Consider the following 23,177-nt stretch of genomic DNA (forward strand, 5'->3'; position numbering starts at 1 on the left):
AGACGGAATCCAGGGAACCTGGTGCCGGGGCCCGGGCGGTCGCTGACAGACTCGGAGCATGCGGAGCGAACTCAACGACACCACGTCCAGCAAGGTCAACCGGGCCCTGCTCGAAGCCCGCAGGGCCATCGGCAGCCCCACCATGGGCCTGGTCCTGACCCTCGTCATAGCCACCGACGAGGAGAACGCCTACGACGCCGTCCGCGCCGCCTCCGAGGCCTCGCGCGAGCACCCCTGCCGCATCATCACGGTGATCAAGCGGACCGCGCGCGGCCCGCACAGCCTGCGCACGAGCCGGCTGGACGCCGAGCTGCGGGTCGGCACGGACGCCGGCACCGGCGAGATCGTCATGCTGCGCCTGCACGGCGCGCTGACCGGGCAGGCCGGCTCGGTCGTCCTGCCGCTGCTCGTGCCGGACGCGCCCGTGGTGGTCTGGTGGCCGGCCGACGCCCCCGCCGATCTGGCCCAGGACCCCCTGGGAGCGCTGGCCCAGCGCCGGATCACCGACGCGAACGCCGCCTTCGATCCCGTGGGCGTACTCGACGAGCGCGCCGCGGCCTACCAGCCCGGTGACACCGACCTCGCCTGGACCCGGCTCACGCCGTGGCGGGCCCTGCTGGCCGCCGCGCTGGACCAGAAGCCGCTGCCGGTGACCGGCGCGACCGTGGAGAGCGAGGCCGACAACGTCAGCGCGGAGCTGCTCGCGCGCTGGCTGGAGGACCGCCTCAAGGTGCCCGTCGCCCGGCTGGAGAGCGCCGGCCCGGTGATCACCCGGGTCAGCCTCGAGACCACGGGCGGGGAGATCCGCGTGGACCGGCCGGCCGGCAAGCTGGCCACCCTCTCCCTGCCGGGGAGCCCCGACCGCAGGGTGGCCCTGAAGATCCGCAGCGACGCGGAGCTGATCGCGGAGGAGCTGCGCCGCCTCGACGCGGACGTGGTCTACGGCTCGGCGCTGCGCCGGCGGCCGCTCCAGGCCTCGCTCTCCGCGTAGTGGTTGTCGTACGTGGCCGAGCTGTCCTTGATGTCCTGCACGGTGGCCTCGCCCGCGTTGACGCGGCCGAGGAGCCGGTAGTAGTCGAAGCGGCCCATGCCGGGGGTGAAGCCGACGAACACGGCGGCCGTGTGACCGGCGGCGGGGGCGAAGGCGTGCTTGACCCCCGGCGGGATCGCGATGAAGTCACCGGCGCCGAGGGTCTGGATCTCGTCGCCGACGAGGACGTCGAGGCGGCCGGCCGTCACGTGGAAGAACTCCGTGGCCTTGGTGTGGAAGTGCACCGGGGCCCCGGCCGCGCCCTCGTCGAAGGTGGCCGTGTTGCAGGTGAGCTCGGCGGTGTCGGTGAGCAGCGTGATGAGGCTGCCGGGGGCGTCGTGGATGGCTTCGGCGGTGGCGGCGCGGGTCGCGATCTCTGTCATGTCCCCAATCTATGGACCGGATAGACCGGAGCCAGGGGTCAATCAGGAGCCGGTCCGGCCGGTCAATTCTTCTTCGCCGCCTTCGCGGCTGCCTTCATCTCCTGCTTGTGGGCCCGCACCTTGGCCAGGGATTCCGGTCCGGTGATGTCGGCGGCCGAGCGGTAGACGTTCGCCTGCCCGTAGCCGCCCGCGGCCTCCCGCCAGCCCTGCGGGCGCACCCCGAACCGCTTGCCCAGCAGGGCGAGGAAGATCTGGGCCTTCTGCTCGCCGAAGCCCGGCAGCGCCTTGAGCCGCTTCAGCAGCTCGTCCCCGTTCGCGGCGTCGGCCCAGACGGCCTCGGCGTCGCCGCCGTAGTGCTCCACCAGGTACGCGCACAGCTGCTGGATCCGCTTCGCCATCGACCCCGGGTAGCGGTGCACGGCGGGCTTTTCCGAGAGGAGGGCGGCGAAGGCCTCCGGGTCGTGGGCGGCGATGGCGTGCGCGTCCAGGTCGTCGGAGCCGAGCCGCTGGGCGATCGTCCAGGGCCCCGAGAACGCCCACTCCATCGGCACCTGCTGGTCCAGCAGCATCCCGACGAGCGCGGCGAGCGGGCTCCGGCCGAGCAGCGCGTCGGCCTCGGGCTGCTGCGCGAGCCGGATGGTGACGCCCTCGCGGCCCTCGCGGTCCGTGTGTTCCTTGTCGTTCATGGCTCCAGCGTCGCGTGCGGTGGGCGTCCGCGCGCGGTCGGCGCGCGGTTGTCGGACCCCCCGCCTAGCGTGGATCCGTACCGTCGACGAAGACAGGACGACACAGGAGTCGATCATGACCGAGTTCCCGGAAGGCGCTCCCTGCTGGGTGGACGCGATGTTCAAGGACGTGGAGGGGGCCAAGAGGTTCTACTCCGAGGTCCTGGGCTGGACCTTCGGCGAGGCGGCGAGCGAGTTCGGCAACTACACGCAGGCGTACTCCGGCGGCAAGGCGGTGGCGGCGGTGGTCCCGCCGATGCCGGGGGCCGACGCCCCGTCGCAGTGGTGCCTCTACCTCGCCTCCCCCGACGTGGCGGCGACGGCGGAGAAGATCAAGGCGGCGGGCGGCGAGCTGCTGATGGAGCCGATGCAGGTCGGCAGCTTCGGCTCGATGGCGATCGCCAAGGAGCCGAGCGGCGCGGTCTTCGGCGTCTGGCAGCCGGGGGACCACAAGGGCTTCGAGAAGCTCGGCGAGTCCGGCTCGTACGCGTGGGCCGAGTTCTTCAGCCGGGACGTGGCCAAGGTGGACGCCTTCCTGCCCAAGGTCTTCCCGTACGCCACCCAGCAGATGGACATGGGTGACAGCCCGGAATCGGCGGGCATGGACTACAAGATCTTCAGCCTGGGCGGCAAGGAGAACCCGGTGATGGGCCGGATGAGCATGGGATCCGAGTTCCCGCCGGAGATCCCCTCCTACATCCAGGTCTTCTTCGGCGTGGACAACTGCGACGAGGCGGTCGACAAGGCCAAGAAGCTCGGCGGCGCCCTCCACTTCGGGCCGATGGACAGCCCGTTCGGCCGTTTCGCCGCGCTGACCGACCAGCAGGGCGCGGCCTTCGCGGTGATCGACATGTCCACCACGGTCGGAGAGGTGCCGGCCTTCGGCTGAGCCTGCGTCGCGTGGTGCCGCGTGCCCCTGCCGGGAGTTCCACGGCAGGGGCACGGGCGCATGGGGGGCGACCGGCTCAACCGATCATGGCTGGAGGAATAGCGACCTCCTGCCGCGCCCCGCCAGTCCGGGTCACGCCTGATCACCCGTATGCCGCAGCCGATTCACCCCACGTTGTTGTTGGCGCATTTGCCGCAGCGTCTGGAGGGGGTCGGGCTGCGGAAGGCGCGGTCGCACTTCTCGCAGTTGTGCAGGGGGTCCGGCGGTACGAAGGCGGCTCTGCGGAACAGTGGTTCGAGCTCCGGCGGCCGCTGGACCGCGAGGCGGTGGGCGATCAGCCCGGCCGGGTTGCGGACCGGATGGGGGACGTTGGCCGTCAGCACGGCGGTCACCGCGTCGAAGGTCGCCCCGCGCTCCAGCCAGGCCTCGACCCCGTCGGCGAGACGCTCGATGTCCCGCTGGCCGAGCAGCAGCCGGGGGTCGGTCCGGCGCAGCCCGGCGAGCAGGGACATGGCCGCCCGGCGGCGAGGGGAGGGCGGCTCGGGTACGCGTACGGGTACGGGACCGGGTTCCGGTGCGGAATCCGCTACGGGCTCCGGCTGCGGCTGCGGCTGCGGCTGCGGCTGCGGCTGCGGCTCCGGTTCTGGCTCCGGCTGCGGCTCCGGCTCCGGCTCCGGTTCTGGCTCCGGCTGCGGCTCCGGTTCCGGCGCGGGTGCGGGCGGTTCGGGCTCGGGAGGCGGCGGCGGGGGAGGTGCCGACCGGTCCCGGGTGGCGGCCTCGGGGTGGTTGTAGGACACCGTACGAGTGACAAAGCGTCCGTTGGGAAGCTGCTCCCGGACCCGCCTCAGGTACCCGTGGGCCTCCAACTCGCGCAACGCGGAGGCGATCCGGGCCGTCCCCTCGGGAACCCGCCTGGCCAGCTCTTTGATGCCGACCGGCGAACCGGGGGGCAGCGACTGGATGTAGGCGCCCAGCCCGCGGGCGGTCAGCGTCAGCGTCGGGTTCTGGATCAGATGGTTGCCGATGACGGTGTACCGGGTCGTGTGTCGGACGTTCGAGTGATGAACGCCGAACATCGGGCGCGGGGGCGCGCTAAGGTGCTGGAGAGCCATGGGGAAGGTGTTGCTTCCTGCTTGGTTAGGCCCTCGTCCGGGATTCGCCGTCCCGACGGGGGCCGTCTCAGTTTCTGGGGTTGCCGGGGCGAGCATATGCCACGCAACCCGGCCGAAATCCAGCCGAGTTGGCCCGTTCACCCGTGTGAGTGAGCGAGGCCGCTGGGGAGGCTGGAGGGGTTGGGCAAGGTTCTTTCCCTGGGTAATGCGAAGCAAGAGAAACGTACGGCCCCACCGGAACCCGGAAAGCCGGAACCCGGCAGACTGTCCGCCGCAGCACATGATTTCGAGGGGCACGGGGGCGGACTTGATGGCGCGCAGGGTGGTTGTTTCGGTCGTGGGGTGCGGGCTGGCGATGCTGGCGGCGGCCTCGTGCACGACACCTCCCGCGCCGCCGCCGGCGCCGCGTCCGCTGCCTCCGCAGTCGTCCTCGCCGAAGCCGCTGCCGACACCGACGCCCTCACCGACGGCCACGCTCCCGCCCGTGCCCACGCCGACGGCCCCCGAACCGCCGTCGGACTCCGGGCCGGCGCGTGCGGTCGGCGACGGTAAGCCCACGGATGCCGACCAGCCGCTGCTGGAGCTGGTCCGGCAGGCTCCGGGAGCCGGTGTGCCCGGCGAGGACGAGGTCGTCGTCATCCACCGGGAGCCGGGCGGCCGGGCCGGCGAGCTCGCCTGGATGCCGGACGACCGGCACTACTGCCTCGCCGTGGTCCGGGAGGCGCGGGCCGTCACCGCCTGCGGAGACCTGCCGAAGTTCTGGACGCGCGTCGGGATCCTCCTGGTGGCCAAGGGCGGGCCGGCTCCCGACCCGGCAGGCACCACGCTCTACTTCGCCGTCGTGGACGGCGGCCACGGCCCCTACGCGTACTCCGGAAAGGGCACACCGCCCCCGGGCCCCGGCCCCGGCCCCGGCCCGGTGCGCGACGCCACGGCGGCCTTCGCCTCGGGCCGGACAGTGAGCCTGATGACGTACGAGCGCCCCGCCACGGGCCGCTCGGCGGCCGACACCTACATCTGCGGGGCGGACAACGCCATTTGCTTCCCCGCCATGGAGGCACTTCCCCTCCCCTGAACGCATCAGCGGGCCGCACGGGTGGTTCCGGTTGGTGGATGCGAGGGGTTGAACGCGAGTCAGTGGCACGGCTCGTACGGTCGATCCCGTGCGGTTCTTTCCCGGCCGCACCACCTGTCTACGCAAGAGGTCGAATTCCCCATGAGCCTGAGCATCCGCAACCAGATCGCCGGAACCGTCACCGCCGTCACCTCCGGTGAGGCCATGACGACGGTCAAGGTACGGCTGGAGGGCGGTCAGGAGATCACCGCCGCCATCACCACCGACGCCGCAAAGGACCTCGGTATTTCCACCGGCTCCTCGGTCAAGGCGCTGGTCAAGGCCACCGAGGTGGCCCTGGCGACCGGTCCGGTCGAGGGCCTGTCCATCCGCAACCAGCTCGCCGGTACGGTCGCCGATGTCGCCACCGGCCCGGCCATGGCCTCCGTCAAGGTCGACGTGGCCGGCGGCGGTCTGACCGCCGCCATCACCGCCGACGCCGTCGAGGCCCTCGGCCTGGCCGCCGGCTCCTCCGTCGTCGCCCTGATCAAGTCGACCGAGGTCTCCCTCCAGTCCGCGTAAGGCCGGAGGCGCTCGGTGCCGCCCGGTCCTCCCTTGCGGAGGGAACCGGGCGGCCGTTCCTCACGGGCTCACTGGATGAAGACGCTCCGGCCGTGCGCGATGGTGACCTCGCCGGGAACGACGGGGTGCACCACGCGCCCGTCGCAGGACGGGCCCGACCACACCCAGGCCACCTCGTCCGTGAAGTTGGCGACCTCCGGCGGGGCGAAGTCGCCCAGCGGGTAACAACCGCTCGGATCCTCGTTCGGAGCCCTGTCGATGAAGAGGACCCCCTGCGCCGCCTGTGCCGTGCCCGGGGCCGCCAGGGCCAGGGTCGCGGCCGCCGCGCACGCCCCGAGGAGCTTCGCCATCCTTCGCACTGCCATCATCCGCCTACCTCTTTCGCCTTCACCGTGCGTGACCACTTGCCGTCGCTCAAGGTATTCTCACGATTACGTTCCGTGACACGGCGCGTGAGGGTGAAGGAGGGGCGCATGGATCTTCAGGCAACGGTGGACGCGCTCGTCGCGTCCGGCGCCGAGAGCGGTCTCCAGGTCGCCGCGTACCGCAACGGCCGGCCCCTGGCCGAGGCGTACGCGGGCGTCCCCGGGCCCGGGGCGCTGATCCACGGCTTCTCCACCGGCAAGGGCTGCACGGCGACCCTGGTGCACGTCCTGGCCGAGCGCGGGCTGCTGGACTACGAGGCTCCGGTCGCGCGGTACTGGCCGGAGTTCGCGGCGCACGGCAAATCGGGGATCACCGTCCGGCACGCCCTGACCCACACGGCCGCGATCCCCCAGCTCCCCCGGTCGCTCACGGTCGCCGAGCTGTGCGACTGGGACACCATGTGCGGGATCGTCGCCGGTGCGCGGCCGCTGTGGGAGCCGGGTTCCGCGAGCGGCTACCACGGCTGGACCTTCGGCTGGATCCTCGGGGAGGTCGTGCGCCGGGCCACGGGGCTGACCCCGGGGCAGGCGCTGCGCGCGTACGTCGCCGAGCCGCTCGGGATCGCCGACGAGCTGTACTTCGGGCTGCCGGAGTCCGAACTGCCCCGGGTCGTCCCGCTGGTGGAGGGCGACTGGGAGGCGTACCTGGCGGGCCTCCCCTACGGCGCGGCCTTCACCCGCCTCGTCGCGCCGAACCGGGGCGTGTGGACCACCGCCGCCCTCGCCAACCGCCCCGCCTACCTGCGGGCCGACCTGCCCGCCTGCGGCACCATGACCGCCCGCGCCGCCGCCCGGATGTACGCGGCGCTGCTGGGTGAGGTCGAGGGGGTGCGGCTGCTGCCGCCCGGGCGGCTCGCGCAGGCCGCGGCGATCGCGGTGGAGGGCCGGGACCGGATGCTGATGCGGCACCACGCGAAGGGGCTCGGTTACTTCCTGGGCCTGCCCGAGATGGGCGGTGCGCCGACCGCCTTCGGGCACCACGGCAGCGGCGGCAGCATCGCCTTCGCCGACCGCGAGCGCGGCCTGTCCTTCGCCCTCACCCGCACGCGCCTGGTCGAGCCGGCCCAGCCGACCGCCAGGCTGCTGGCCGACGAGGTGCGCGCGGGGGCGGGCGAACCCTAGAGCCCGCCAGACCCCGCCAGACCCCGCTAGGCCCCGGCCAGGGCCGGGACGAGCAGCGAGCCGAACCACACGTGCGTGACCGCGCTGACGTACCGCGCCCCGCAGCGGTCCGACGGCACCACCAGCTGGCTGCCCGCCCCGTCCAGGTCCACCCCGTCCAGCCGGGTGGCCAGCAGGACCGGGCTGTCGCCGAAGTCTGCGTCCAGCTCGGCCCAGGACAGGACGGAGTGGTGGCCGTCCCCGCCGCTGATCGCGAGCAGGAAGCGGCTGCGGTCCTTCCGGCGCCGGGCGTCGAAGACCGGCCCGGCGTCCGAGACGACATCGCGCAGCAACGGCCCTTCGAAGACGTGGTGTTGCGGCCCGTTCGTCGCGCAGTCGAAGGTGACCGCGGCCCGGTGCTGTTGCCATTCCCGCAGGTCGGCGACGCTCAGGGTCGCGGGATGGTGCACATCTCCGTGGAGGATGAGTTCGGCCATGCGTACGTCATACCCGGCAGCCGTCATTCCGGAACCTCATCTGCAAGGTTGAGTGGTAGCTCCAACTGGCAGTTGTCAGCTGTTTAGTTGTTTTCTCCTTGCATCTTCTGCCACACCACATCGCGTGTCACCGGCATCTCCGTGAAGCGGACCCCCGTCGCGTCCCGCAGCGCGTTGGCGAAGGCCGGCGCCACCGGGTTGAAGGGGCTCTCACTCATGGACTTGGCGCCGAGCGGGCCGATCGCGTCGGAGGTCTCCATGAAGTGCACCTCCGTGCGCGGCACGTCCGCGTACTGCGGGAGCCGGTAGCGGCGGAACGCGGCCGTGGTGACCTCCCCGCGCTCGTCCACCCGTACGGTCTCGAAGAGGGTCGCGCCGAGCCCCTGGGCCACGCCGCCCTCCACCTGGCCGCGGCACTGCACCGGGTTCATGACCTTGCCCGCGTCCGCCGCGTGCACGCTGCGCAGGATCTTCATCTCGCCGGTGTCCGGGTCGACCGCCAGCCGGAACCACTGCGCGTTGAAGGCCACCGAGCGCGGGGAGCCGCCCCAGTGCCCGTCCGCCGCGATCTCGTCGAGCCTGCCCGTGTCGTACGCGGCCTCGTACAGCTCCTTGAGGGTGACGGTGCGGCCCGCGCAGTCGAAGGCCTCGGCCTCCAGCCTGCACAGGTGCCGGGCCACGCCCGTGTGCCGGGCCGCGAAGGTCCGCAGCCGCTCCGCCAGCGAGTCGGCGGCCAGCATCACGGCCTTGCCCGCCACCACCGTGCCGGCCGAGCCGAAGGCGCCGGTGTCGTGCCGGACCACGTCGGTGTCGGACTGCCGGACGGCGATCCGGTCGACCGTGGTGTTCAGCGCGCCGGCGGTGATCTGCTTGTGGACGGTGGTGGTGCCGTTGCCGAACTCGGCCGTGCCGACCGCTATGTCGTACGTGCCGTCGCGCAGCAGGCTGACCCGGGCGTCGGCGAAGTGGCCGCCCGGCGGCCCGGTCGCGATCATGGCGAGCGCCGACCCCGTACCGGTGAGCCAGCCCTCCGGCACCTCCTCGTGGCTGCGGTCCTCGGCGATGGCCTTGCGCACGACGTCCATGCACTGCTTCATCCCGTACGAGGCGATGAAGAGGTCCTCCTCGTGGCCGATCGGGGTCACCATGCGGTCGCCCGCACCGATGACGTTCCTCTCGCGCAGCACGAGCGGGTCCATGCCGAGCCGGCGGGCGAGTTCGTCCATCACCGATTCGAGGGCGAACAGGACCTGGCCCAGACCGTAGCCGCGGAAGGCGCCCGCGGGCACGCCGTTGGTGTAGACCGAGTACGCCTCCACCTCCTTGTTCGGCGCCTTGTAGACGGCGAAGGACTCGCCGACGCTGTGGAACATCACCGCCGGGCCGTGGTTGCCGTAGGCGCCGGTGTTGGAGAGCACGCGGATGCGCAGCGCGGTGAGGGTGCCGTCGGCCTTGGCGCCGATCTTGACGGTGATCTTGAAGGGGTGGCGGGTGGTGGCCCCGTAGAACTGCTCGGCCCGGGTGAATTCGAGTTTCACCGGGCGCCGCAGCTTCAGGGCGGCGAGGACCACGATGTCCTCGGTGAGCATCTCCTGCTTGCCGCCGAACCCGCCTCCCACGCGGCCCGCGACGACGCGGACCTCGTCCTCGCCCAGGTCGTAGAGGGCGCACAGCGCCCGCCGGGTCAGGAACGGCGCCTGGGTGGAGGAGCGGACGGTGATGCGCTCGCCGTCGCCGTCCTCCTTCGGCTCGAAGTACGCGAGGCTGCCGTGGGTCTCCAGGCTGGCGTGCTGCACGCGCTGGGTGTGGAAGGTCTCCTCGTGGACGACGTCCGCCTGCGCGTACCCCTCCTCCATGTTCCCGATGGTGCCGTGCACTTCGCCGCACACGTTGTTCTCGGGGCGGGCGATCCGCGACTCGGGTCCCTTGGGGTGGATGACGGGCGCGCCCGGCCGCATCGCCTCCTCCGGGTCGATCACGTACGGGAGTTCCTCGTAGGTGACGACCACGCGGCGGCAGCCCTCCTCGGCCGCCTGCTCGCTGTCGGCGACGACGGCCGCCACGCGCTGGCCGACGAAGCGGACCACGTCGTCCAGGACGCGGGTGTCCTCCGGGTCCTCGGTGGGGTGCTCGTGCCGGGCGGAGGAGTACAGCCGCTCGGGGGCGTCGTGGTGGGTGAAGACGGCGTGCACGCCCGGGACCTGGAGGGCGTCGGCGGTGTCGATGGAGACGATGCGTGCGTGCGGGTGCGGGGAGCGCAGCAGCTTCATGTGCAGCAGCCCGGGCACCTCGACGTCGAAGGTGTAGCGGGCGGTTCCGGTGACGACCTGGGGGCCGGCCGGGGCGCCCGGGCTCCTGCCGACGGCCTGGCCGGCCTCGGGGCGCTCGGTGTGCCTGACCCCGCGCACGGCGTCCTCGATGGCGCGGTAGCCCGTACAGCGGCAGATGTTGCCCTTGAAGGCGCGCGGGAGGTCGTCGAGCTTGCCGTCGTCGTGGTCGGTGCCCCGCTCGGCCTGGAGGGCGGCGGTGGTCATCAGGAACCCGGCGGTGCAGAAGCCGCACTGGAAGCCCTGGGCGTCGAGGAACTGCTGCTGCACGGGGTGGAGTTCACCGCCGGGTGAGCACAGCCCCTCGACGGTGGTGACGGAGCGGCCCTCGGCACGGACCGCCGGGTAGAGGCAGCTGTGCACCGGCTGTCCGTCCACGTGGACGGTGCAGGCGCCGCAGTCGCCCTGATCGCAGCCCTTCTTCACGCCGAACCAGCCGCGTTCGCGCAGGTAGGTGCGCAGGCACTGGCCGGCGCGCGGCTCGTCCTCGAAGCGCTGCCTGTTGATCTCGATGCCGTAGCTCATCGGGAAGACTCCTCCAGGGTGAGTTCGGCCCGGATCTCCTCCGCCAGGCGCAGGGCCATGTGGCGCCGCCAGGCGGGCAGGCCGTGGATGTCGTCGAACCACTCGTCGGCGCGGACGGTGTCGTCGATCGCCGCCCGCAGTTCGGCGGCGGTGGGCGGCAGCGCGAACCAGAAGCGGAAGGGTCGGGTCGTGGCGGCCGTGACGGTGAGGGCGAAGGAGCCGTCCCGGGGGTCGGCGGCGCCGATGACCAGGGCTCCGGAACGGCCCAGTCCGTAGAGGGAGGCCTGCCGGAAGGCCGTACGGCATGCCAGGGAGCGGGCCGGGATGCGGACGGAGCGCAGCAGGTCGCCGTCGCGCAGGTCCTTGACGCCCGCGCCGAGGATGAAGTCGGTCACGGGCAGCCGGCGGGTGGAGCCGTCCTGGCCCTGGAGCAGGCAGGTGCCGTCGAGGCCGGCGGACAGGGAGATGACCGGGCCGGCGGGCAGGGCGTTGCAGAGGTTGCCGCCGACGGTCGCCATGTTCCAGATCTTGAAGCTGGCCAGGAAGGCCCGGCAGCACTGCTCGATGAGCGGGGCGGCGGTGGCGGCCAGGGTCCGCCCGAACCGCGACAGCTCGGTGATGGTGCAGGTGGCGGCGATGTCGAGGGAGCCGTCGGGCTGCCACGACAGCGGGGGCCAGCCCATGCGGGACAGGTCGACGAGGCGGCGCAGGTGGGGCTGCGGCTCGGAGAAGAGGTACGTGCCGCCGCCGAGCCAGGCGTCGCCGGGGCGCCAGGGTTCGCGGCGCCGCGCGTCACGCACGTCGAGCACCGTGTTGAGATCCAATTCGCGCCACCGACCCCTCCGTACGGACGTGTTTCCGTCAGTGAAGCAACGGGGGCGTGGCCGAAACGACTGGTCCCCGGCATGGAAAGCGGACCCTGCCCGAGGGATTTCCCTGGAGGATCAACCAAGAGGTCGTATAGGCTTTCGTCCTTGCATTTACGATGAGATTTCTCGTATTGGCCTCGCGAATGTGGGCTGCCACCCACCGCAAGGAGTACCCGCCATGCACGTCCTCGACCTGCTCCACACCGACAATCTCGGCCTCACCCTGCTCTGGGGCGAGGACGCCCTTCTCGGCCAGGAGGTCAGCGGGGTCACCGCCACCGACCTGGAGGACCCGGGCCGCTTCCTGGGCCCGGGCGAGCTGGTCCTCAGCGGACTGGTCTGGTGGGCCGAGGGCGACACGGCGGAGGCGAAGGCGGAACGGTTCGTCACCGCCCTCGCCCAGGCCGGGGCCACCGCCCTGCTCGCCGGCGAGGAGACCCACGGCCGGGTCCCCGACGAACTGGTCGCGGCCTGCCGCGCCCACCGGGTGCCGATCGTGGCCGTCCCCGCGCGGACCAGCTTCCGCGCCGTCACCGAGGCGGTGTACCTGCGGCATTGGGGGGACCTGAGCCGCCGCCCGACCAGGATCTTCGCCCTTCCCGAGAACGTGCGCGCAGAGCTCAGCCGGCTGCTGGAGGGAGGCTCCGGACCGGCCGAACTGCTGGACCGCGCCTGCGCCCACCTGGGCCGGATCAGCGGTTACGTGCTCACCGCCAGCGGCCGCACCGTCGCCCGTACGCCGTCCGCCCCCGCTCTCCCGCCCCGGCGGGCGGTCGCCGCGTCCGCGCGGGGCGGGGTCTCGCTGCGCATCGAGGCCGAGAGTTCCCCGTACGACGCCTGGCAGCTGTACCTCCCGGACCCGGACGCGGCGCCTCCGCGGGTGCTCCACGAGATCGCCGAGGTCCTCGCCCAGTACCGCGACGGCCGGACCCGGCGGGCCGCCGGGGCGCGCTCGGCCGGGCAGGAGCTGATCGCCCTGCTGGAGGGGCCGGGACCGGCCGACCCGACGGCGCTGGAGGAGGCGCTCGGCGCGGCCGGTCTGCCGGCCGGCGGTCCCTACCGGGCCCTGGCGGCGACCTCGGGCGACGCCCTGGAGGAGGCGCTGGGCCACCTGGAGGGGGTCCCGTACGCGGTCGGGCGCTCGGCGGCCGTGCTGTACGAGGACCCGGCCGCGACGTCCGACGCGGCGGCCCGGCTCCGCGAGGCGTGGCCGCTGCTCCAGGCGTGCGTCGGCCCGGAGGCCGATCTGCGGCTGGGCACGGGCACGGCGGCCCGCTCCGCCGAGGCGCTACGCGCGTCGCTCGGCCAGGCCCGGTTCGCCCTGGCGGCGGCGGCGGACGGGGCGGGCCCCGTGCGCGGGGTCGTCGAGCTGGACACCCTCGCCCGGCTGCTGGCGGGGGTGCCGGCGGAGGTACGGGCGGTGTTCCGGTCGCAGGTCCTGGGGGCGCTCGGGGACGGGATGCTGCGGGAGACCCTGGAGGTCTTCCTGGCGAACAACTGCTCCTGGGCGCGCACGGCGGAGGCCCTGCACCTGCACGTGAACACGGTGCACTACCGGATCGAGCGGGTGGAGGTCCTGACGGGCCGCGACCTCTCCCGGCTGGACCACAAGCTGGACCTGTACGCGGCGCTGCACTGCGGCTGAGGCCGCGTTCCGCATCAGGCGAGGCCGATGTGGACCTCGGTGGACTTCACGCGCGCCGTGACGGTCACCCCCACCGCGATGCCGAGGGCCTCGACCGACTCCCGCGTCACCAGGGACACCAGGCGGTGCGGGCCCGACTGGATCTCGACCTGGGCCACCACCTCGTCGAGCCGCACGCCGGTGACGATCCCGGCGAAGGAGTTCCGTACGGAGGTCGCCGGCGCGTTCGCGGGCAGCGGGTGGAGTCCGGCGGCCCGCTCCCTGGCGAGGGCGGCGAGGGCCGCGCCGTCGACGGTGCGCGTCCCGTCGGGGGCGCGGCGCGCGGGCAGCCGCCCCGCGTCGGCCCAGCGGCGGACGGTCTCGGGACTCACGCACAACAGGTCGGCGGCCTGGCCGATGGAGTACGACGGCACGCCCGCAGCCTAGGAGAAGTTTTTTCGCGGCGCGGTCACACTCCGGCGGGGCGGCGGGTCATTGAAGCGAGACCGACCGCAGGGACAACAGAGGAGCACACACCATGTCCACCACCGCCACCGTCGTCACCCTCGTCGCCGCCTTCATGGCCGGGTTCTCGGGAGCCTCGATCTTCTTCCGCGCCTCGTACGTGGTCGGGCCGCTCGCCCAGTACGGCGTCCCGCGCGGCGCGTGGAACCTCCTCGGCGCCGCCAAGGTCGCCGGCGCGGCGGGCCTGGTGGCCGGGTTCTTCGTCCCGTTCATCGGCGTCGCCGCGGCCGTCGGCCTGATCCTCTACTTCGCCGGCGCCGTCATCACCGTCGTCCGGGCCAGGCACTACGCCCACGTCCCCTTCCCGCTCCTGTACGCGGCCCCCGCGGTCGGCGCCCTCGCCCTCTTCTGAGCGGGACGCGGATCGGGCGGATCGGGGGGCCGGGGGATCGGGGGCCGGGGCATAGGCCGGCCCTATGGGTCCATCGATCCGCGGGTCCTACCGGTGTCCGGCGCCCGGGCGGAGGCTGAGGTCAAGAGCCTTCCGATGAAGCAAGGACACCATGTACACCCTTCTCTTCCTCCTGATCTCCCTGTGCGTGTGGGCGGTGTTGCGCGACTGGCCGCGCGGGACGCGGCTGCTGGTGTGGGCGGGCACCCTGGCCGCCACCACGCTCGCGTTCCTTCCCCACCTCGACCGCGCCTTCGGCCTGAGCTTCTGAGGAGGAGCCGACCATGACCACCGCAACCGCCGCCCCCGCCCCCGCCCCCGTGGACGCTCCCCCCTCCGCCCGGCTGTCGAACCGCCTCGGACTCTGGTTCGCCCACGCCTACGTCCTGGGCATGTGCGCCACCATCGGCGGCGCCTACGTCTTCCAGTTCGGCCTGTGGGAGTACCCCTGCCCCATGTGCCTGCTGCAGCGCATGTTCATGCTGCTCAGCGCCATCGGGCCGGCCATGATCATCGCGCGGTCCCGCAAGGGCCGGGTGAGCACCGCCGAGTTCACCTCCGGCTGGGGCATCGCCATCGTCTCCGCGCTGATCGGCAGCACCGTCTCGGGCGCGCAGGTGCTGATGCACATCGTGCCCCCGGACCCCGGCTACGCCGGCGCCCTCTTCGGCCTGCACCTCTACACCTGGGCCGCGATCACCTTCCTGACCGCCGTCCTCGCCGGCGGCGTGAACCTGGTCCTGGCCCGCGAGGCCCAGCCCCTCGACGCCGCCCGGACCTCCCCCGCCCTGCACCGCGCGGCCGCCGTGACCCTGGCCGTCCTGGCCTTCTTCGTGGTGAGCAACCTGGTGGCCTGCTTCCTCCTCCAGGGCTTCCACTGGCAGATGCCGGGCGACCCCACCGGCTACCGGTTCTTCTCGGACCTCTTCTGAGCCGGAGCTCGCGGAAGGCCCCGACCGGTTTCCGGGTCGGGGCCTTCCGCGTTCACGGCCGGCTGCCGAGGGCGGCGCCGAGGAGGGCGCGGAGGTGGTCGGCCTCCGGGAGCAGGGCGGCTTCGATCTCGGCGTCGGTGCGGCCGGCGAGGGTGAGCTCCTGGATGCGGCGGAAGAGCAGGCGGTCGGCCGCGGCGATCAGGGCGGCGGCGGCCCGGGGCGCGATGGGCGGATCGGTGTCCGGCGCGGTCTCCGTCGCGGCGGCGGCGAGGGCCGCGGCGAGCGCCTCCTCGCGCTGGTCGTGCAGTTCGCGGAGCCGGGCGGTGAGGGTGGGGCTCTCGGTGACCATGCGGGCGAAGGCGAGCCCGGTGGGGACTGTGCTCCAGCAGGGCGGCGCGGAAGGTGCGCCCCAGGGCGGCGAGCGGTTCCTCGCCGGGCTCGCGCTCGGCGACGGTCCGGGCCAGGCCCTGGGTGAAGGCCTCGTGGTGGTCGAGGGCGAGGTCTTCCTTGCGGGGGAAGTAGTTGGTCACCGTCTTCTTGGCCACGCGGGCGGCGGCGGCGATCTCGGCGATGGTGGTCTGCTCGAAGCCCTGCTCGATGAAGAGTCGGGTCGCGCAGTCGGAGATCAGCTGCCTGGTCTACGTCGATGAAGCACGCCCACGCGGCTGCCGTCTTGCTACCGACCGTGTGGCTTCACCGTCGCGTTTCGTGGCCGGGCCAGGGCTCATCTGCGTGAGTTCGGCCCGTAGTTGGCTTGATCGGAGTGTTTCCCCAGGCTGCTGTCGCAGGGTTACAGTCCGGCAGTGGCAGATCGGGAACCAGGGGAGGGGCCGACATGCTGGAGATCATCGCCCTCAGTGCACTGACCGCATTCCTCACCGCGGTGGGCAATGGTGCGGCCGGTGAAATGGGCAAGCAACTGCTGCTGTCGACCGGCGCACTGGCGAGAAGGGCCACCGGGCGAGAGACGCCCTTGCCCACCACCAGGGAAGGCTGGGAGTCGCTGGCCGGCCACGTACACGCTCGTCTGGGTGACGACCGGCGCCAGGCCGGCGAATGGTCCCTCCTCCTCCGGAGCCTTCCCGAGTCCGCAGCCGGGCTTCCTGCCGGAAGCGGGCTCCCCCCGGCCACACGCCACTTCACCGACCGCAAGGATGTTGTGAAGCAGCTGCGGCGGGAGGCTACCCGCCCGGCCGCCGGGCGCCCGCGCGTTGCGCTGCTGTACGGCCCTCCGGGGATCGGTACCAGCGCGGTGGCCCTGCACCTGGGTGCCGTGTGCCGGGACCGCTTCCCTGACGGACAGTTCTACGTCGACCTCCGAGACGGCTCCGGGGAGCTGAGCCCGGCTCCGTCGGCGGTCCTGCTGCGGCTGCTCCGGCAGATGGGCGTGGAGGCCGAGCGGATTCCGCCTACCGAGGCGGGCCGTGAGCAGCTCTATCGGCGGCTGACCGACGGCCGCCGGGCGATGGTGGTGGTCGACCACGCGTCCTCGGTCGCTCAGGTCCGCAGTCTCATCCCGGCCACACCGGAAGTCTTCCTGCTGGTGGTCGTGTCCGGGCCGCCTCTCGCCATGGAGGCGGAGCCCGTCCCCGTATCCGGGCTGAGCGACCGTGATGCCCTGGAGATGATGAGGAAGGTCGCGGGCCGGGAGAGGGTCGCGCGTGCCACGTCGCAGATGCCGGGCCTACTGGCCCAGTGCGCGGGCAACGCCTTCGCCGTGAGGGCGACGGCGATGCGCCTGCTGACCGAGGACACGGAGCCGGCCTTGTCGGATCTGGTGCCGGGGGCACCGGGGAGCGATCCGGTACGCGCCACGACCGAGGCCGGTTGTCGCCGGATCGGGCCGGAGACGGCGCGGCTGTGCCGGTTGAGCGCCCTGGGCGGCTGGCCGTCCATCACCGTGCCGCTCGCCGCAGCGGCCGCGGGCGTCGCCGAGGACCAGGCCGCCCGCATGCTGGCGGAAGCGGCTGACGCCCAGCTCATGGAACCCCTGCCCGACGAGCGGTACCGGTTCCGGCCCGAGGTCCGCCGCCACCTGGCCGACGCGGCCGGCCCGGCGCACGGGATCCCGGAGTGCTCGGCGGCTCTCGCCCGGACCCTGGACCACCTGCTCAACCGGGCGCTGCACGCGGCACACGCGGCCCTCCCCCAGAGCTGGCGGACCGAGCCGGCACCTGAGCGGGGGGAACCGTACCGCGACGAAGCCGAGGGCGTGGCGGCGCTGGCCGCGGAGGCGGGAAACCTGGTCCGCGCCGTGTTCGTCGCCCGCGAGTACGAGCACACCGGCACAGCGCTACGGCTCGGGCGCGCCCTCTGGCCCCTCCAGCTCAAGGCGGGGCACTGGGACGACGTACTGCCCGCACTGCGTCTCGCGGCCCGCTGCGCCGATGAGCACCAGCCGGGCACCCGCATCGCGGGTGCGCTGCACTTCCAGCTCGCCCACTGCCTGGGGGAGCTGGGCCGCTGGGACGAGGCGGACCGGGAGGCGAGCGCCGCAGCCAGGGCGGAGCACGAGGCCGGCCACCTGCGAGGTGAGGCGTCGTCCGTGGAGCTCCAGGGGCTGCTGAACTTGAACCGCTGGCTGTACGAGGCGGCACTCGAGCGGTTCGTCGCGGCAGACGCGATCTACGCTGCGATCGAGCCGGACCAGGAGGGCGCGGGCGACCTTCCACGTGCGCACGCCCTGTCCCGGCGTCACCACGGACGGGCCCTGCGTGGAATGGGAAGGCTCGACGAGGCGCGCAGCCTGCTGGAGGCCGCGGCGGACTTCTTCGCGGAGCAAGGAGAGGCGTACAACCAGGCCCGCGCTCTCACCGACCTGGCCGAGACCCTGCACGACGCGGGTGATAACGCCGAGGCACTGGCGAGGATCGCAACTGCGGAGCGGCTGCTCCCGCCGGCCGCCATCCCGCACCTCGGGTACCTGGCTGCCCTACGGCTGCGCTGTGAGGTCGCTCGGTAGCACGGGCTCGACCGACACCGGGTGCACTCCACCGGCGACCCGTATCCGCAGCGTGCTGCCGCCTGGGGGCACGCGGCCACCAGTGGCGAGCCACGCGGCCAGCGCGGAGGCGCAGGCCGCCGGATCGGCATCCGACTCCGGGGCGGCCGACAGCCGGTACAAGCCGTGCTCTCGGCTCCGGACGGTGCATGTGTGCGGTCCCGTCACGTACGCGGCGACCGCGCAGTGCGGATACCGGCCGAGCACCTCCGACGTCCATGCTTGCGGGCTGCCCAGGCGCGGATCGTCCGGCTGTCCGATCTGCGTGATTACATCGGCGGACTCCAGGATGCCGGGGTCGAGAGTGTCCTCGTGCACCGCGAGGTGCGCGATGCCGCCAGCCCCGTACGGATGTCCCGTGGAGCGCTGGACCACGACCTCGGTCCCCTGGACCTCCGTCCGTACGAGTAGCGGGGCGGTACGCAGCGGGGGCTCGTACGGCGGCAGGGGCAGCGGCTCCAGCAGTGCGGGGGCCTCAGGCTCCGGCAGGTCCATCAGGGCGTAGAAGTGCCGACGCAGGAGGGCTGCCGAGGCGCCGGGCGCCGAGCTGGTGAACTCGGGGGGCCCGGTGAGTGGCCGGTGAGCGGCGATGACCCTCTCCACCTGCTCCCGCAGGGAGCGGTGCGGATCGAGCCGGGGTGCTTCCCGTACGAATGTTGAGAGCGGGGCTTCCGGGTCCAGCCGCTCCTGTCCGGTGGCCGCCAGCATCACGGGAATGCCGAGGGCCGCCGCGTAGTAGGAGACCGCGCCGAAGTCGCCCAGGACGACGTCTGCGGCGAGCAGGGCCTGCCGCCAGGCATGCACGGGGTCGATCAAGGTAAGCCCGCTCCGGCGTGCCTGATCCAGCCAGGCACGGACCTGGCCCGGCCCGTGCCCGTACCAGACGTTCGGGTGCAGGATGGCGGTCAGTCGGTAGTCGTCGGCCGGCAACTCGGCGGTGAGCCGTGGCAGCAGGCTCGGCAGGACGTCCTGGCCGCCCCCGTTCCCAAAGAACCCTTCAGGGTTCCACGTGGAGTTCAGTACGACCAGGCGCTGGCCGCGGCGTACCCCGAGGGCCCGACGGAACCTTTCGCGGTATTGCCGTGCGGCCAGCATCCGGTCGTAGCAGGGATCCCCGGCGAGGACCGCCGTGTCTTCGGCTTCGGGGCATGCGCGGCGCAACCGCTCCAGCTGCTCCGGGTGAGACAGTACGAGACCGTCCACGAACGGCTTGCCATCGTGCAGGAGCCAGTCGGCCGACAGGCCGAAGGTCGGCTCCCGGCTCCCGGCTCCCGGCTCCCGGCTCCCGGCTCCCGGCCTCGCCAGCTTCTTAGTATATCCAACACCATGTGATAGAATGATCAATTTGCCCTGAATTTCGGGGAGTTCTCCGCCGAAGCTGGCCGACACTGCGAGGTCTACCGGCATTGACCGGGCCTGCCCCCAAGGCACTATGGGCAGCTCCAACTCGGCGATGAGTTCGTGGAGCCCCGACCGGAAGGCGGACGAACCAGTAGAGGTGACCAACAGCTGCACGCGGAAGTCGTCGCGGAACAGCGGCAGGACGTCCAGCAGTCGTCCGGCAGCAGTGACGTTGTGGGCCACTAGCAGAACCTTGCGACTCGTCGTCCTGGTGCTCCACAGATGGGAGTCTTCCCCTACCGGCACCCGTATCGCCGAGGGGTCAGCAACCCCCACCTCTCACCTCCAACTGGCTGTGCAGCGTCCTCGCTGTTTCGGCCCACCCTAGCTGTGGCCGCACTCACCCCGCCCTCATCCGGCGAATGACTGCTGGGTCTCAGGGAGCACCCAGCTTCACGCTGAGGCAGTCGTTCGAGCCCACGCCCATCCCCGTCGGAGTGAAGGCGATGACGCCGTGCTTGGGATCGGCCCAGTGCGCGCATCGCGGTGCAGTGCTGACCGGCGTCACCACTGGTGTACTGGATTCGAGCCCAGCGGCTGTGGCCAGCTCGTGAACGATATGGGCTGTGCCCTTGACCAACTCAAGTGTCCCGTGGCGCCTGCCGCATGTGAGGCAGGCTCGGTCAGCCACCTCGAGTGTTTGAAGCGATGCTCCTGACGCGCGGAACCGGCTGCCGACCACCCTCTGGTTGACGCGGAGGCGCCACGACGCGATCAGTGATCGCGGTTGCGACAGGTGCGGACCAACTGTTCAGCGGTCGTGCGGGCCAGGCTCACGGTGTCCCTTCCATGTGGACGGACCGATGTGCCTGGGCGCGGGGCCCGCCGCCCGGCCTCGCCGAAAAGATCTTGGATGGGAGGAGGGGCGGGGGCAGGGACGCCGGCTTCGCCGACCCGACGGCATCGTGAACCGACCGCAGGGCTTTGCCGAGCACGTTCAGCTCGCGGTCCCGTCCCTCATTCGAATGCGGCGCTCATAACGCCATGGATGCGGGAGAGGGTGAAGACACGCTCGGCGTCCCGGAGGTGGCACCAGGCTTCGAGGTAGGGCGGATCGAGGTCCAGACGGCTGAGGGTGCGCACAGTCCGGTTGCCCGATGTGGCGACGTACTCGACCGTGATGGCCTGACCGGCATCGATGGCATGAGCGAGCTGGCGGACATCGCTGTACGGCAGGCGCTTCGCCCATCCCGCGACCGTCTCCTCGGTGTCCGTGGCGAAGGGCACTCCTCCGTCGAACGGCGCCGGTTCGGGAGTCGTGGCCGGGGCGGCCAGCAGCCGGGTCGCCAGAGCGCTCGGGTCGAGGGCGGCGGATTCCTCCGCCGCGCTCGTGGCAGCGGTCCGGTCGCCGACTCTCGCCCTGGAGCCACGTGGAGCCGGAACGGCGGCGGCCGCCCGCCGAGGCCGGGCCCTTTCGACGCGTACCGTGCCCTCGGCCGTCTCGGCCACGGGGGGCGTATCCCTCGGCCCGGAGCGCGGCGAGAGTCTTGTCGAGCGGGCTGCGGCTGACCAGTACCGTCGGCGCCAACTGTCGCAATCCAAGCTTGGCGAGCCTGCGATGGGCGGCGAGTTCGGCCAGGAGGGCGGGCTCGTCGCCGTGGAGGACGCAGGCGGCGGGGGCGATGCGCACGCGTCCGTGGCCGCGTGCGGTGTCGGCGATCAGGTACGACAGTGGCTGCGGCAGCGGCCCGGTGGCGACGGCGGCCAGCTCGGCCGTGATGTCCTCGGGCACACAGCCGGCGTCCAAGGCCCGGCGGACGCTGCCGGCACTGAACCGCCACACCGACGCCGTGCCGCTGGTCTCCCGGTCGGCGACGGAGTCCAGGAGTGAGGCCAGTCGCGCGGACGGTGTGCCGGTGACGACGGCGGTGAGGTCGGCGCCGATCCGGGCTGTTGCGGCAGCCGAGGGCAGCAGCCGCCGGCACTCGATGCCCAGCGCCTCCGCGTCGCCGGTCCGCAGGTGGATACCGATGGCGGACAGGGCCCCGCGCGCGAGCACGCCAAGGAGTTCCGCCTCGCGGATCACCGCGGCGAACGGCTTTCCGCCCTGGGGCGACGAGTCGGCGAGTGGGCGGTGCCAGGCGATCAGCGGCCCCAGATCCGACGCGACCCTCACGCCCTGCCTTGCCGGGAGCCGCGCGGCTGCGGTCAACAGCCCGTGGCGGGCCTGCACACAGCCATTGCAGGGCGGTGGGCCGGCGAGCGCGGGGAGCGCCTTGTTGTCCTCGTCGCGGGCCTGGGTGGGGGTGAGCGTCAGGTTCCGCCATGCCTGGAGCAGTACGGCGAACTGCGCCGGGGGTTCGTGTTCGGCCCAGGCGTCGTATGCCTCGGTGGGTGCCATGCGATCGCCGTCCCGGGCCAGCAACCCGGCGGCGTACGCGGTCTCCAGGGTGAGGCGTACGACGGCGTCGTCGGCCTGGGCGGCCTTGCCGATCCGGGCCAGTTCGCGCGCACCGATCCCGCCGGACTTCAGCGGGGCCGGCGGGGCCGCCGAGCAGGCCGACAGGACCGAGGCGGCGCCGGCGGCGAACGCCGAGGCGGCGGCCGACGCCTCGCGGTCGACCTCCCTCGGGGTGACGGGCGCCAATCCCACGGGGGACGGAACGGGCTGGAACGGAGCGTGCCAGCCGGGCCCGCGCAGCGCGAGCGCCACTTCGGCGGGCATACGGGCCGGGCCGTAGCGGTGACGCTCCTGGATCAGAAACCCCCGGTCCAGTGCCCATCGATCGCCCGGTTCGGAATGGGGGCCCGGACTCCCGAACATGACGAATCGCGCGGGCCCAGCCGCCGCTCGGCCTTCGAGCAGCTTCCGGGTCGCCGCAGGGGCCTTCGCGACCACGGAGAGGATCCGCCCCGGGTCGCTGTGGTGTTCCACCAGCGCGGCCAGCCGCTGCGACTTGCTGCTCGGCGGTGTTACGCCCAGTGCCGCCAGCATTCCGCGCAGCTCGTCGGAGGTCGTGCCGGCGAGCAGTTCCTCCAGCTGGGCATCCAGACCCAGGGGTGTGTCCCACGACTGCCGCAGCGGTCCGGCCATGCGGAGTCTCTCCACGCCGTCCGGCCAGACCAGAGCACGATCGGTCAGAGCCTCTAGTACGGCCTCCAGTTCGCGTGTGGTGTCGTCGTCGGCCGCTCCCAGTAGTTCTGCCAGGGCATCGCGCGACGCGGGCGCAGGCAGCGCGGCCAGCGCTTCGGCGACCTGGAGATGTGGCAGCGCGAGCTGTGGCAGGGCAAGCGCCACCGATCCCGGGCGCTGAAGACGGTCGGCCAGTTCCCCCATCGAGCGCGGCTCCGGAGTGGCCGCGGCGTCCCTCCGCGTCCCGAGCACGCGTGCCAGACGGCAGCCGTCGAGGCCGCCCAGCCAAGTCGCCAGCGTCGATCGGGGCTTCATGCCGGGGCACCTCGCGAGATCAGGACCATGGCGGCGGGGAGACTCGCCGCGCGTTTCAAGGATGTCGTACCCCTGTGATCCCAGATGCCGTATGGGACAGGACTCCACCTTTGGTGGGCGCCGACATCCGCGGGGCGCCGCGGTGCGGCGGGAGCGGGGCTACCCAGTTGACCGAAACGCCCTAATTCGGCGTGTGTAAACGCAACCAGAACTGCAACCACAGGAGTCGGGCCCTTGATCACGTGACCTGACCGATCCAGTGCGAGGACACACCCCGGACCCTATCGGGCCCACCTTCCGCCTCCGTCGCGCGCCGGAGCACGCACCGGGGTAAGGGAGCACCGGCCCCGGATGGTGCCCGTGGCGGGAAGCGCGCGCCTTACAACTCTCTTGACC

At 72.3% G+C, this 23,177-nt stretch carries 20 protein-coding genes and 2 pseudogenes; 10 read left to right on the plus strand and 12 right to left on the minus strand.

From position 1 onward, the window contains the following. Positions 1–58 precede the first annotated feature (58 nt). Positions 59–991 carry a glucose-6-phosphate dehydrogenase assembly protein OpcA gene (gene opcA, locus ACFTXQ_RS04355; protein WP_382635722.1) on the plus strand — a complete coding sequence of 311 codons (933 nt, stop codon included), beginning with the start codon at positions 59–61 and terminating at the stop codon, positions 989–991. Here the strand turns inward: opcA and ACFTXQ_RS04360 are convergent. Together ACFTXQ_RS04360 and ACFTXQ_RS04365 are read right to left on the minus strand one after the other, a co-directional pair. Further along, positions 940–1,413 carry a cupin domain-containing protein gene (locus ACFTXQ_RS04360; protein ID WP_382635723.1) on the minus strand — a complete coding sequence of 158 codons (474 nt, stop codon included), beginning with the start codon at positions 1,411–1,413 and terminating at the stop codon, positions 940–942. The two genes, opcA and ACFTXQ_RS04360, sit on opposite strands and share 52 nt — an antisense overlap. Positions 1,414–1,475: 62 nt before the next feature. Continuing rightward, positions 1,476–2,099, minus strand: a complete 624-nt coding sequence (locus ACFTXQ_RS04365; protein WP_382635725.1) for an HhH-GPD-type base excision DNA repair protein — start codon at positions 2,097–2,099, stop codon at positions 1,476–1,478. A gap of 115 nt (positions 2,100–2,214) precedes the next feature. On the opposite strand from ACFTXQ_RS04365, the gene ACFTXQ_RS04370 reads away from it, so the two are divergent. Continuing rightward, complete coding sequence (locus tag ACFTXQ_RS04370) at positions 2,215–3,027, plus strand: VOC family protein (protein WP_382635727.1); 813 nt, start codon at positions 2,215–2,217, stop codon at positions 3,025–3,027. Between the two features lie 164 nt (positions 3,028–3,191). Here ACFTXQ_RS04370 and ACFTXQ_RS04375 read toward each other — a convergent pair whose 3' ends face one another. Next, a complete protein-coding gene (locus ACFTXQ_RS04375) occupies positions 3,192–4,139 on the minus strand; it encodes a helix-turn-helix domain-containing protein (protein ID WP_382635728.1) in 948 nt (315 codons plus the stop codon). Between the two features lie 484 nt (positions 4,140–4,623). Here ACFTXQ_RS04375 and ACFTXQ_RS04380 point away from each other — a divergent pair, with 484 nt between their 5' ends. Together ACFTXQ_RS04380 and ACFTXQ_RS04385 are read left to right on the plus strand one after the other, a co-directional pair. Then, positions 4,624–5,214: a hypothetical protein gene (locus ACFTXQ_RS04380; RefSeq protein ID WP_382635730.1), complete on the plus strand. Its 591-nt coding sequence runs from the start codon at positions 4,624–4,626 to the stop codon at positions 5,212–5,214. A 141-nt stretch (positions 5,215–5,355) separates the two neighbouring features. Next, positions 5,356–5,775, plus strand: a complete 420-nt coding sequence (locus ACFTXQ_RS04385; protein WP_382635732.1) for a molybdopterin-binding protein — start codon at positions 5,356–5,358, stop codon at positions 5,773–5,775. Between the two features lie 68 nt (positions 5,776–5,843). Here ACFTXQ_RS04385 and ACFTXQ_RS04390 read toward each other — a convergent pair whose 3' ends face one another. Further along, positions 5,844–6,125: a hypothetical protein gene (locus tag ACFTXQ_RS04390; RefSeq protein ID WP_382635734.1), complete on the minus strand. Its 282-nt coding sequence runs from the start codon at positions 6,123–6,125 to the stop codon at positions 5,844–5,846. A gap of 123 nt (positions 6,126–6,248) precedes the next feature. Here ACFTXQ_RS04390 and ACFTXQ_RS04395 point away from each other — a divergent pair, with 123 nt between their 5' ends. Beyond that, on the plus strand, positions 6,249–7,322 hold the full coding sequence (locus ACFTXQ_RS04395; protein ID WP_382635736.1) for a serine hydrolase domain-containing protein: 1,074 nt from the start codon (positions 6,249–6,251) through the stop codon (positions 7,320–7,322). A gap of 26 nt (positions 7,323–7,348) precedes the next feature. Here ACFTXQ_RS04395 and ACFTXQ_RS04400 read toward each other — a convergent pair whose 3' ends face one another. The 3 genes from ACFTXQ_RS04400 to ACFTXQ_RS04410 form a co-directional block, all read right to left on the minus strand. Beyond that, positions 7,349–7,798 (minus strand): molybdopterin-dependent oxidoreductase, encoded by a 450-nt coding sequence (locus ACFTXQ_RS04400; protein WP_382635738.1) that lies wholly within the window; start codon positions 7,796–7,798, stop codon positions 7,349–7,351. An 83-nt stretch (positions 7,799–7,881) separates the two neighbouring features. Further along, on the minus strand, positions 7,882–10,650 hold the full coding sequence (locus ACFTXQ_RS04405; protein WP_382635740.1) for a molybdopterin-dependent oxidoreductase: 2,769 nt from the start codon (positions 10,648–10,650) through the stop codon (positions 7,882–7,884). Then, positions 10,647–11,474 carry an FAD binding domain-containing protein gene (locus ACFTXQ_RS04410; RefSeq protein WP_382635741.1) on the minus strand — a complete coding sequence of 276 codons (828 nt, stop codon included), beginning with the start codon at positions 11,472–11,474 and terminating at the stop codon, positions 10,647–10,649. The genes ACFTXQ_RS04405 and ACFTXQ_RS04410 overlap by 4 nt, the downstream gene beginning before the upstream one ends. A gap of 223 nt (positions 11,475–11,697) precedes the next feature. On the opposite strand from ACFTXQ_RS04410, the gene ACFTXQ_RS04415 reads away from it, so the two are divergent. Then, entirely contained in the window at positions 11,698–13,164 is a 1,467-nt protein-coding gene (locus tag ACFTXQ_RS04415) for a PucR family transcriptional regulator (protein ID WP_382635743.1), read from the plus strand. Positions 13,165–13,178: 14 nt separating this feature from the next. On the opposite strand, the gene ACFTXQ_RS04420 is transcribed toward ACFTXQ_RS04415, so the two are convergent. After that, the gene (locus ACFTXQ_RS04420; RefSeq protein WP_382635745.1) at positions 13,179–13,577 is read right to left on the minus strand and encodes a TOBE domain-containing protein; all 399 of its coding nucleotides are present in this window, start codon (positions 13,575–13,577) and stop codon (positions 13,179–13,181) included. A gap of 104 nt (positions 13,578–13,681) precedes the next feature. Between ACFTXQ_RS04420 and ACFTXQ_RS04425 the strand changes: the two genes are divergently transcribed. The 3 genes from ACFTXQ_RS04425 (at position 13,682) to ACFTXQ_RS04435 (ending at position 14,991) form a co-directional block, all read left to right on the plus strand. Further along, a complete protein-coding gene (locus ACFTXQ_RS04425; RefSeq protein WP_382635747.1) occupies positions 13,682–14,020 on the plus strand; it encodes a DoxX family protein in 339 nt (112 codons plus the stop codon). 151 nt (positions 14,021–14,171) lie between these two features. After that, positions 14,172–14,330, plus strand: a complete 159-nt coding sequence (locus ACFTXQ_RS04430; RefSeq protein ID WP_382635749.1) for a hypothetical protein — start codon at positions 14,172–14,174, stop codon at positions 14,328–14,330. Between the two features lie 13 nt (positions 14,331–14,343). After that, positions 14,344–14,991: a disulfide bond formation protein B gene (locus ACFTXQ_RS04435; RefSeq protein WP_382635751.1), complete on the plus strand. Its 648-nt coding sequence runs from the start codon at positions 14,344–14,346 to the stop codon at positions 14,989–14,991. A gap of 52 nt (positions 14,992–15,043) precedes the next feature. Here ACFTXQ_RS04435 and ACFTXQ_RS04440 read toward each other — a convergent pair. Next, a pseudogene (locus tag ACFTXQ_RS04440) lies at positions 15,044–15,620 on the minus strand (TetR/AcrR family transcriptional regulator). A 206-nt stretch (positions 15,621–15,826) separates the two neighbouring features. Here ACFTXQ_RS04440 and ACFTXQ_RS04445 point away from each other — a divergent pair. After that, positions 15,827–17,953 carry an ATP-binding protein gene (locus ACFTXQ_RS04445; protein WP_382635753.1) on the plus strand — a complete coding sequence of 709 codons (2,127 nt, stop codon included), beginning with the start codon at positions 15,827–15,829 and terminating at the stop codon, positions 17,951–17,953. Here the strand turns inward: ACFTXQ_RS04445 and ACFTXQ_RS04450 are convergent. From ACFTXQ_RS04450 to ACFTXQ_RS04460, 3 genes and pseudogenes are all read right to left on the minus strand, one after another. Then, a complete protein-coding gene (locus ACFTXQ_RS04450) occupies positions 17,924–19,576 on the minus strand; it encodes a hypothetical protein (RefSeq protein ID WP_382635755.1) in 1,653 nt (550 codons plus the stop codon). The genes ACFTXQ_RS04445 and ACFTXQ_RS04450 overlap by 30 nt on opposite strands. A 774-nt stretch (positions 19,577–20,350) precedes the next feature. Then, the gene (locus ACFTXQ_RS04455) at positions 20,351–20,842 is read right to left on the minus strand and encodes a WYL domain-containing protein (RefSeq protein ID WP_382635792.1); all 492 of its coding nucleotides are present in this window, start codon (positions 20,840–20,842) and stop codon (positions 20,351–20,353) included. A gap of 133 nt (positions 20,843–20,975) precedes the next feature. After that, a pseudogene (locus tag ACFTXQ_RS04460) lies at positions 20,976–22,781 on the minus strand (helicase-associated domain-containing protein); the annotation flags it as partial. Positions 22,782–23,177: the final 396 nt, after the last annotated feature.

The sequence above is a fragment of the Streptomyces sp. NPDC057010 genome (assembly GCF_042673805.1).
Lineage (GTDB): Bacteria > Actinomycetota > Actinomycetes > Streptomycetales > Streptomycetaceae > Streptomyces.

Excerpts from the sequence above, each read along its gene's own strand:
- opcA (WP_382635722.1), top strand. The coding sequence starts at position 59 with ATGCGGAGCGAACTCAACGACACCACGTCCAGCAAGGTCAACCGGGCC.
- ACFTXQ_RS04360 (WP_382635723.1), bottom strand. The coding sequence starts at position 1,413 with ATGACAGAGATCGCGACCCGCGCCGCCACCGCCGAAGCCATCCACGAC.
- ACFTXQ_RS04365 (WP_382635725.1), bottom strand. The coding sequence starts at position 2,099 with ATGAACGACAAGGAACACACGGACCGCGAGGGCCGCGAGGGCGTCACC.
- ACFTXQ_RS04370 (WP_382635727.1), top strand. The coding sequence starts at position 2,215 with ATGACCGAGTTCCCGGAAGGCGCTCCCTGCTGGGTGGACGCGATGTTC.
- ACFTXQ_RS04375 (WP_382635728.1), bottom strand. The coding sequence starts at position 4,139 with ATGGCTCTCCAGCACCTTAGCGCGCCCCCGCGCCCGATGTTCGGCGTT.
- ACFTXQ_RS04385 (WP_382635732.1), top strand. The coding sequence starts at position 5,356 with ATGAGCCTGAGCATCCGCAACCAGATCGCCGGAACCGTCACCGCCGTC.
- ACFTXQ_RS04390 (WP_382635734.1), bottom strand. The coding sequence starts at position 6,125 with ATGGCGAAGCTCCTCGGGGCGTGCGCGGCGGCCGCGACCCTGGCCCTG.
- ACFTXQ_RS04395 (WP_382635736.1), top strand. The coding sequence starts at position 6,249 with ATGGATCTTCAGGCAACGGTGGACGCGCTCGTCGCGTCCGGCGCCGAG.
- ACFTXQ_RS04400 (WP_382635738.1), bottom strand. The coding sequence starts at position 7,798 with ATGGCCGAACTCATCCTCCACGGAGATGTGCACCATCCCGCGACCCTG.
- ACFTXQ_RS04405 (WP_382635740.1), bottom strand. The coding sequence starts at position 10,650 with ATGAGCTACGGCATCGAGATCAACAGGCAGCGCTTCGAGGACGAGCCG.
- ACFTXQ_RS04415 (WP_382635743.1), top strand. The coding sequence starts at position 11,698 with ATGCACGTCCTCGACCTGCTCCACACCGACAATCTCGGCCTCACCCTG.
- ACFTXQ_RS04425 (WP_382635747.1), top strand. The coding sequence starts at position 13,682 with ATGTCCACCACCGCCACCGTCGTCACCCTCGTCGCCGCCTTCATGGCC.
- ACFTXQ_RS04430 (WP_382635749.1), top strand. The coding sequence starts at position 14,172 with ATGTACACCCTTCTCTTCCTCCTGATCTCCCTGTGCGTGTGGGCGGTG.
- ACFTXQ_RS04435 (WP_382635751.1), top strand. The coding sequence starts at position 14,344 with ATGACCACCGCAACCGCCGCCCCCGCCCCCGCCCCCGTGGACGCTCCC.
- ACFTXQ_RS04445 (WP_382635753.1), top strand. The coding sequence starts at position 15,827 with ATGCTGGAGATCATCGCCCTCAGTGCACTGACCGCATTCCTCACCGCG.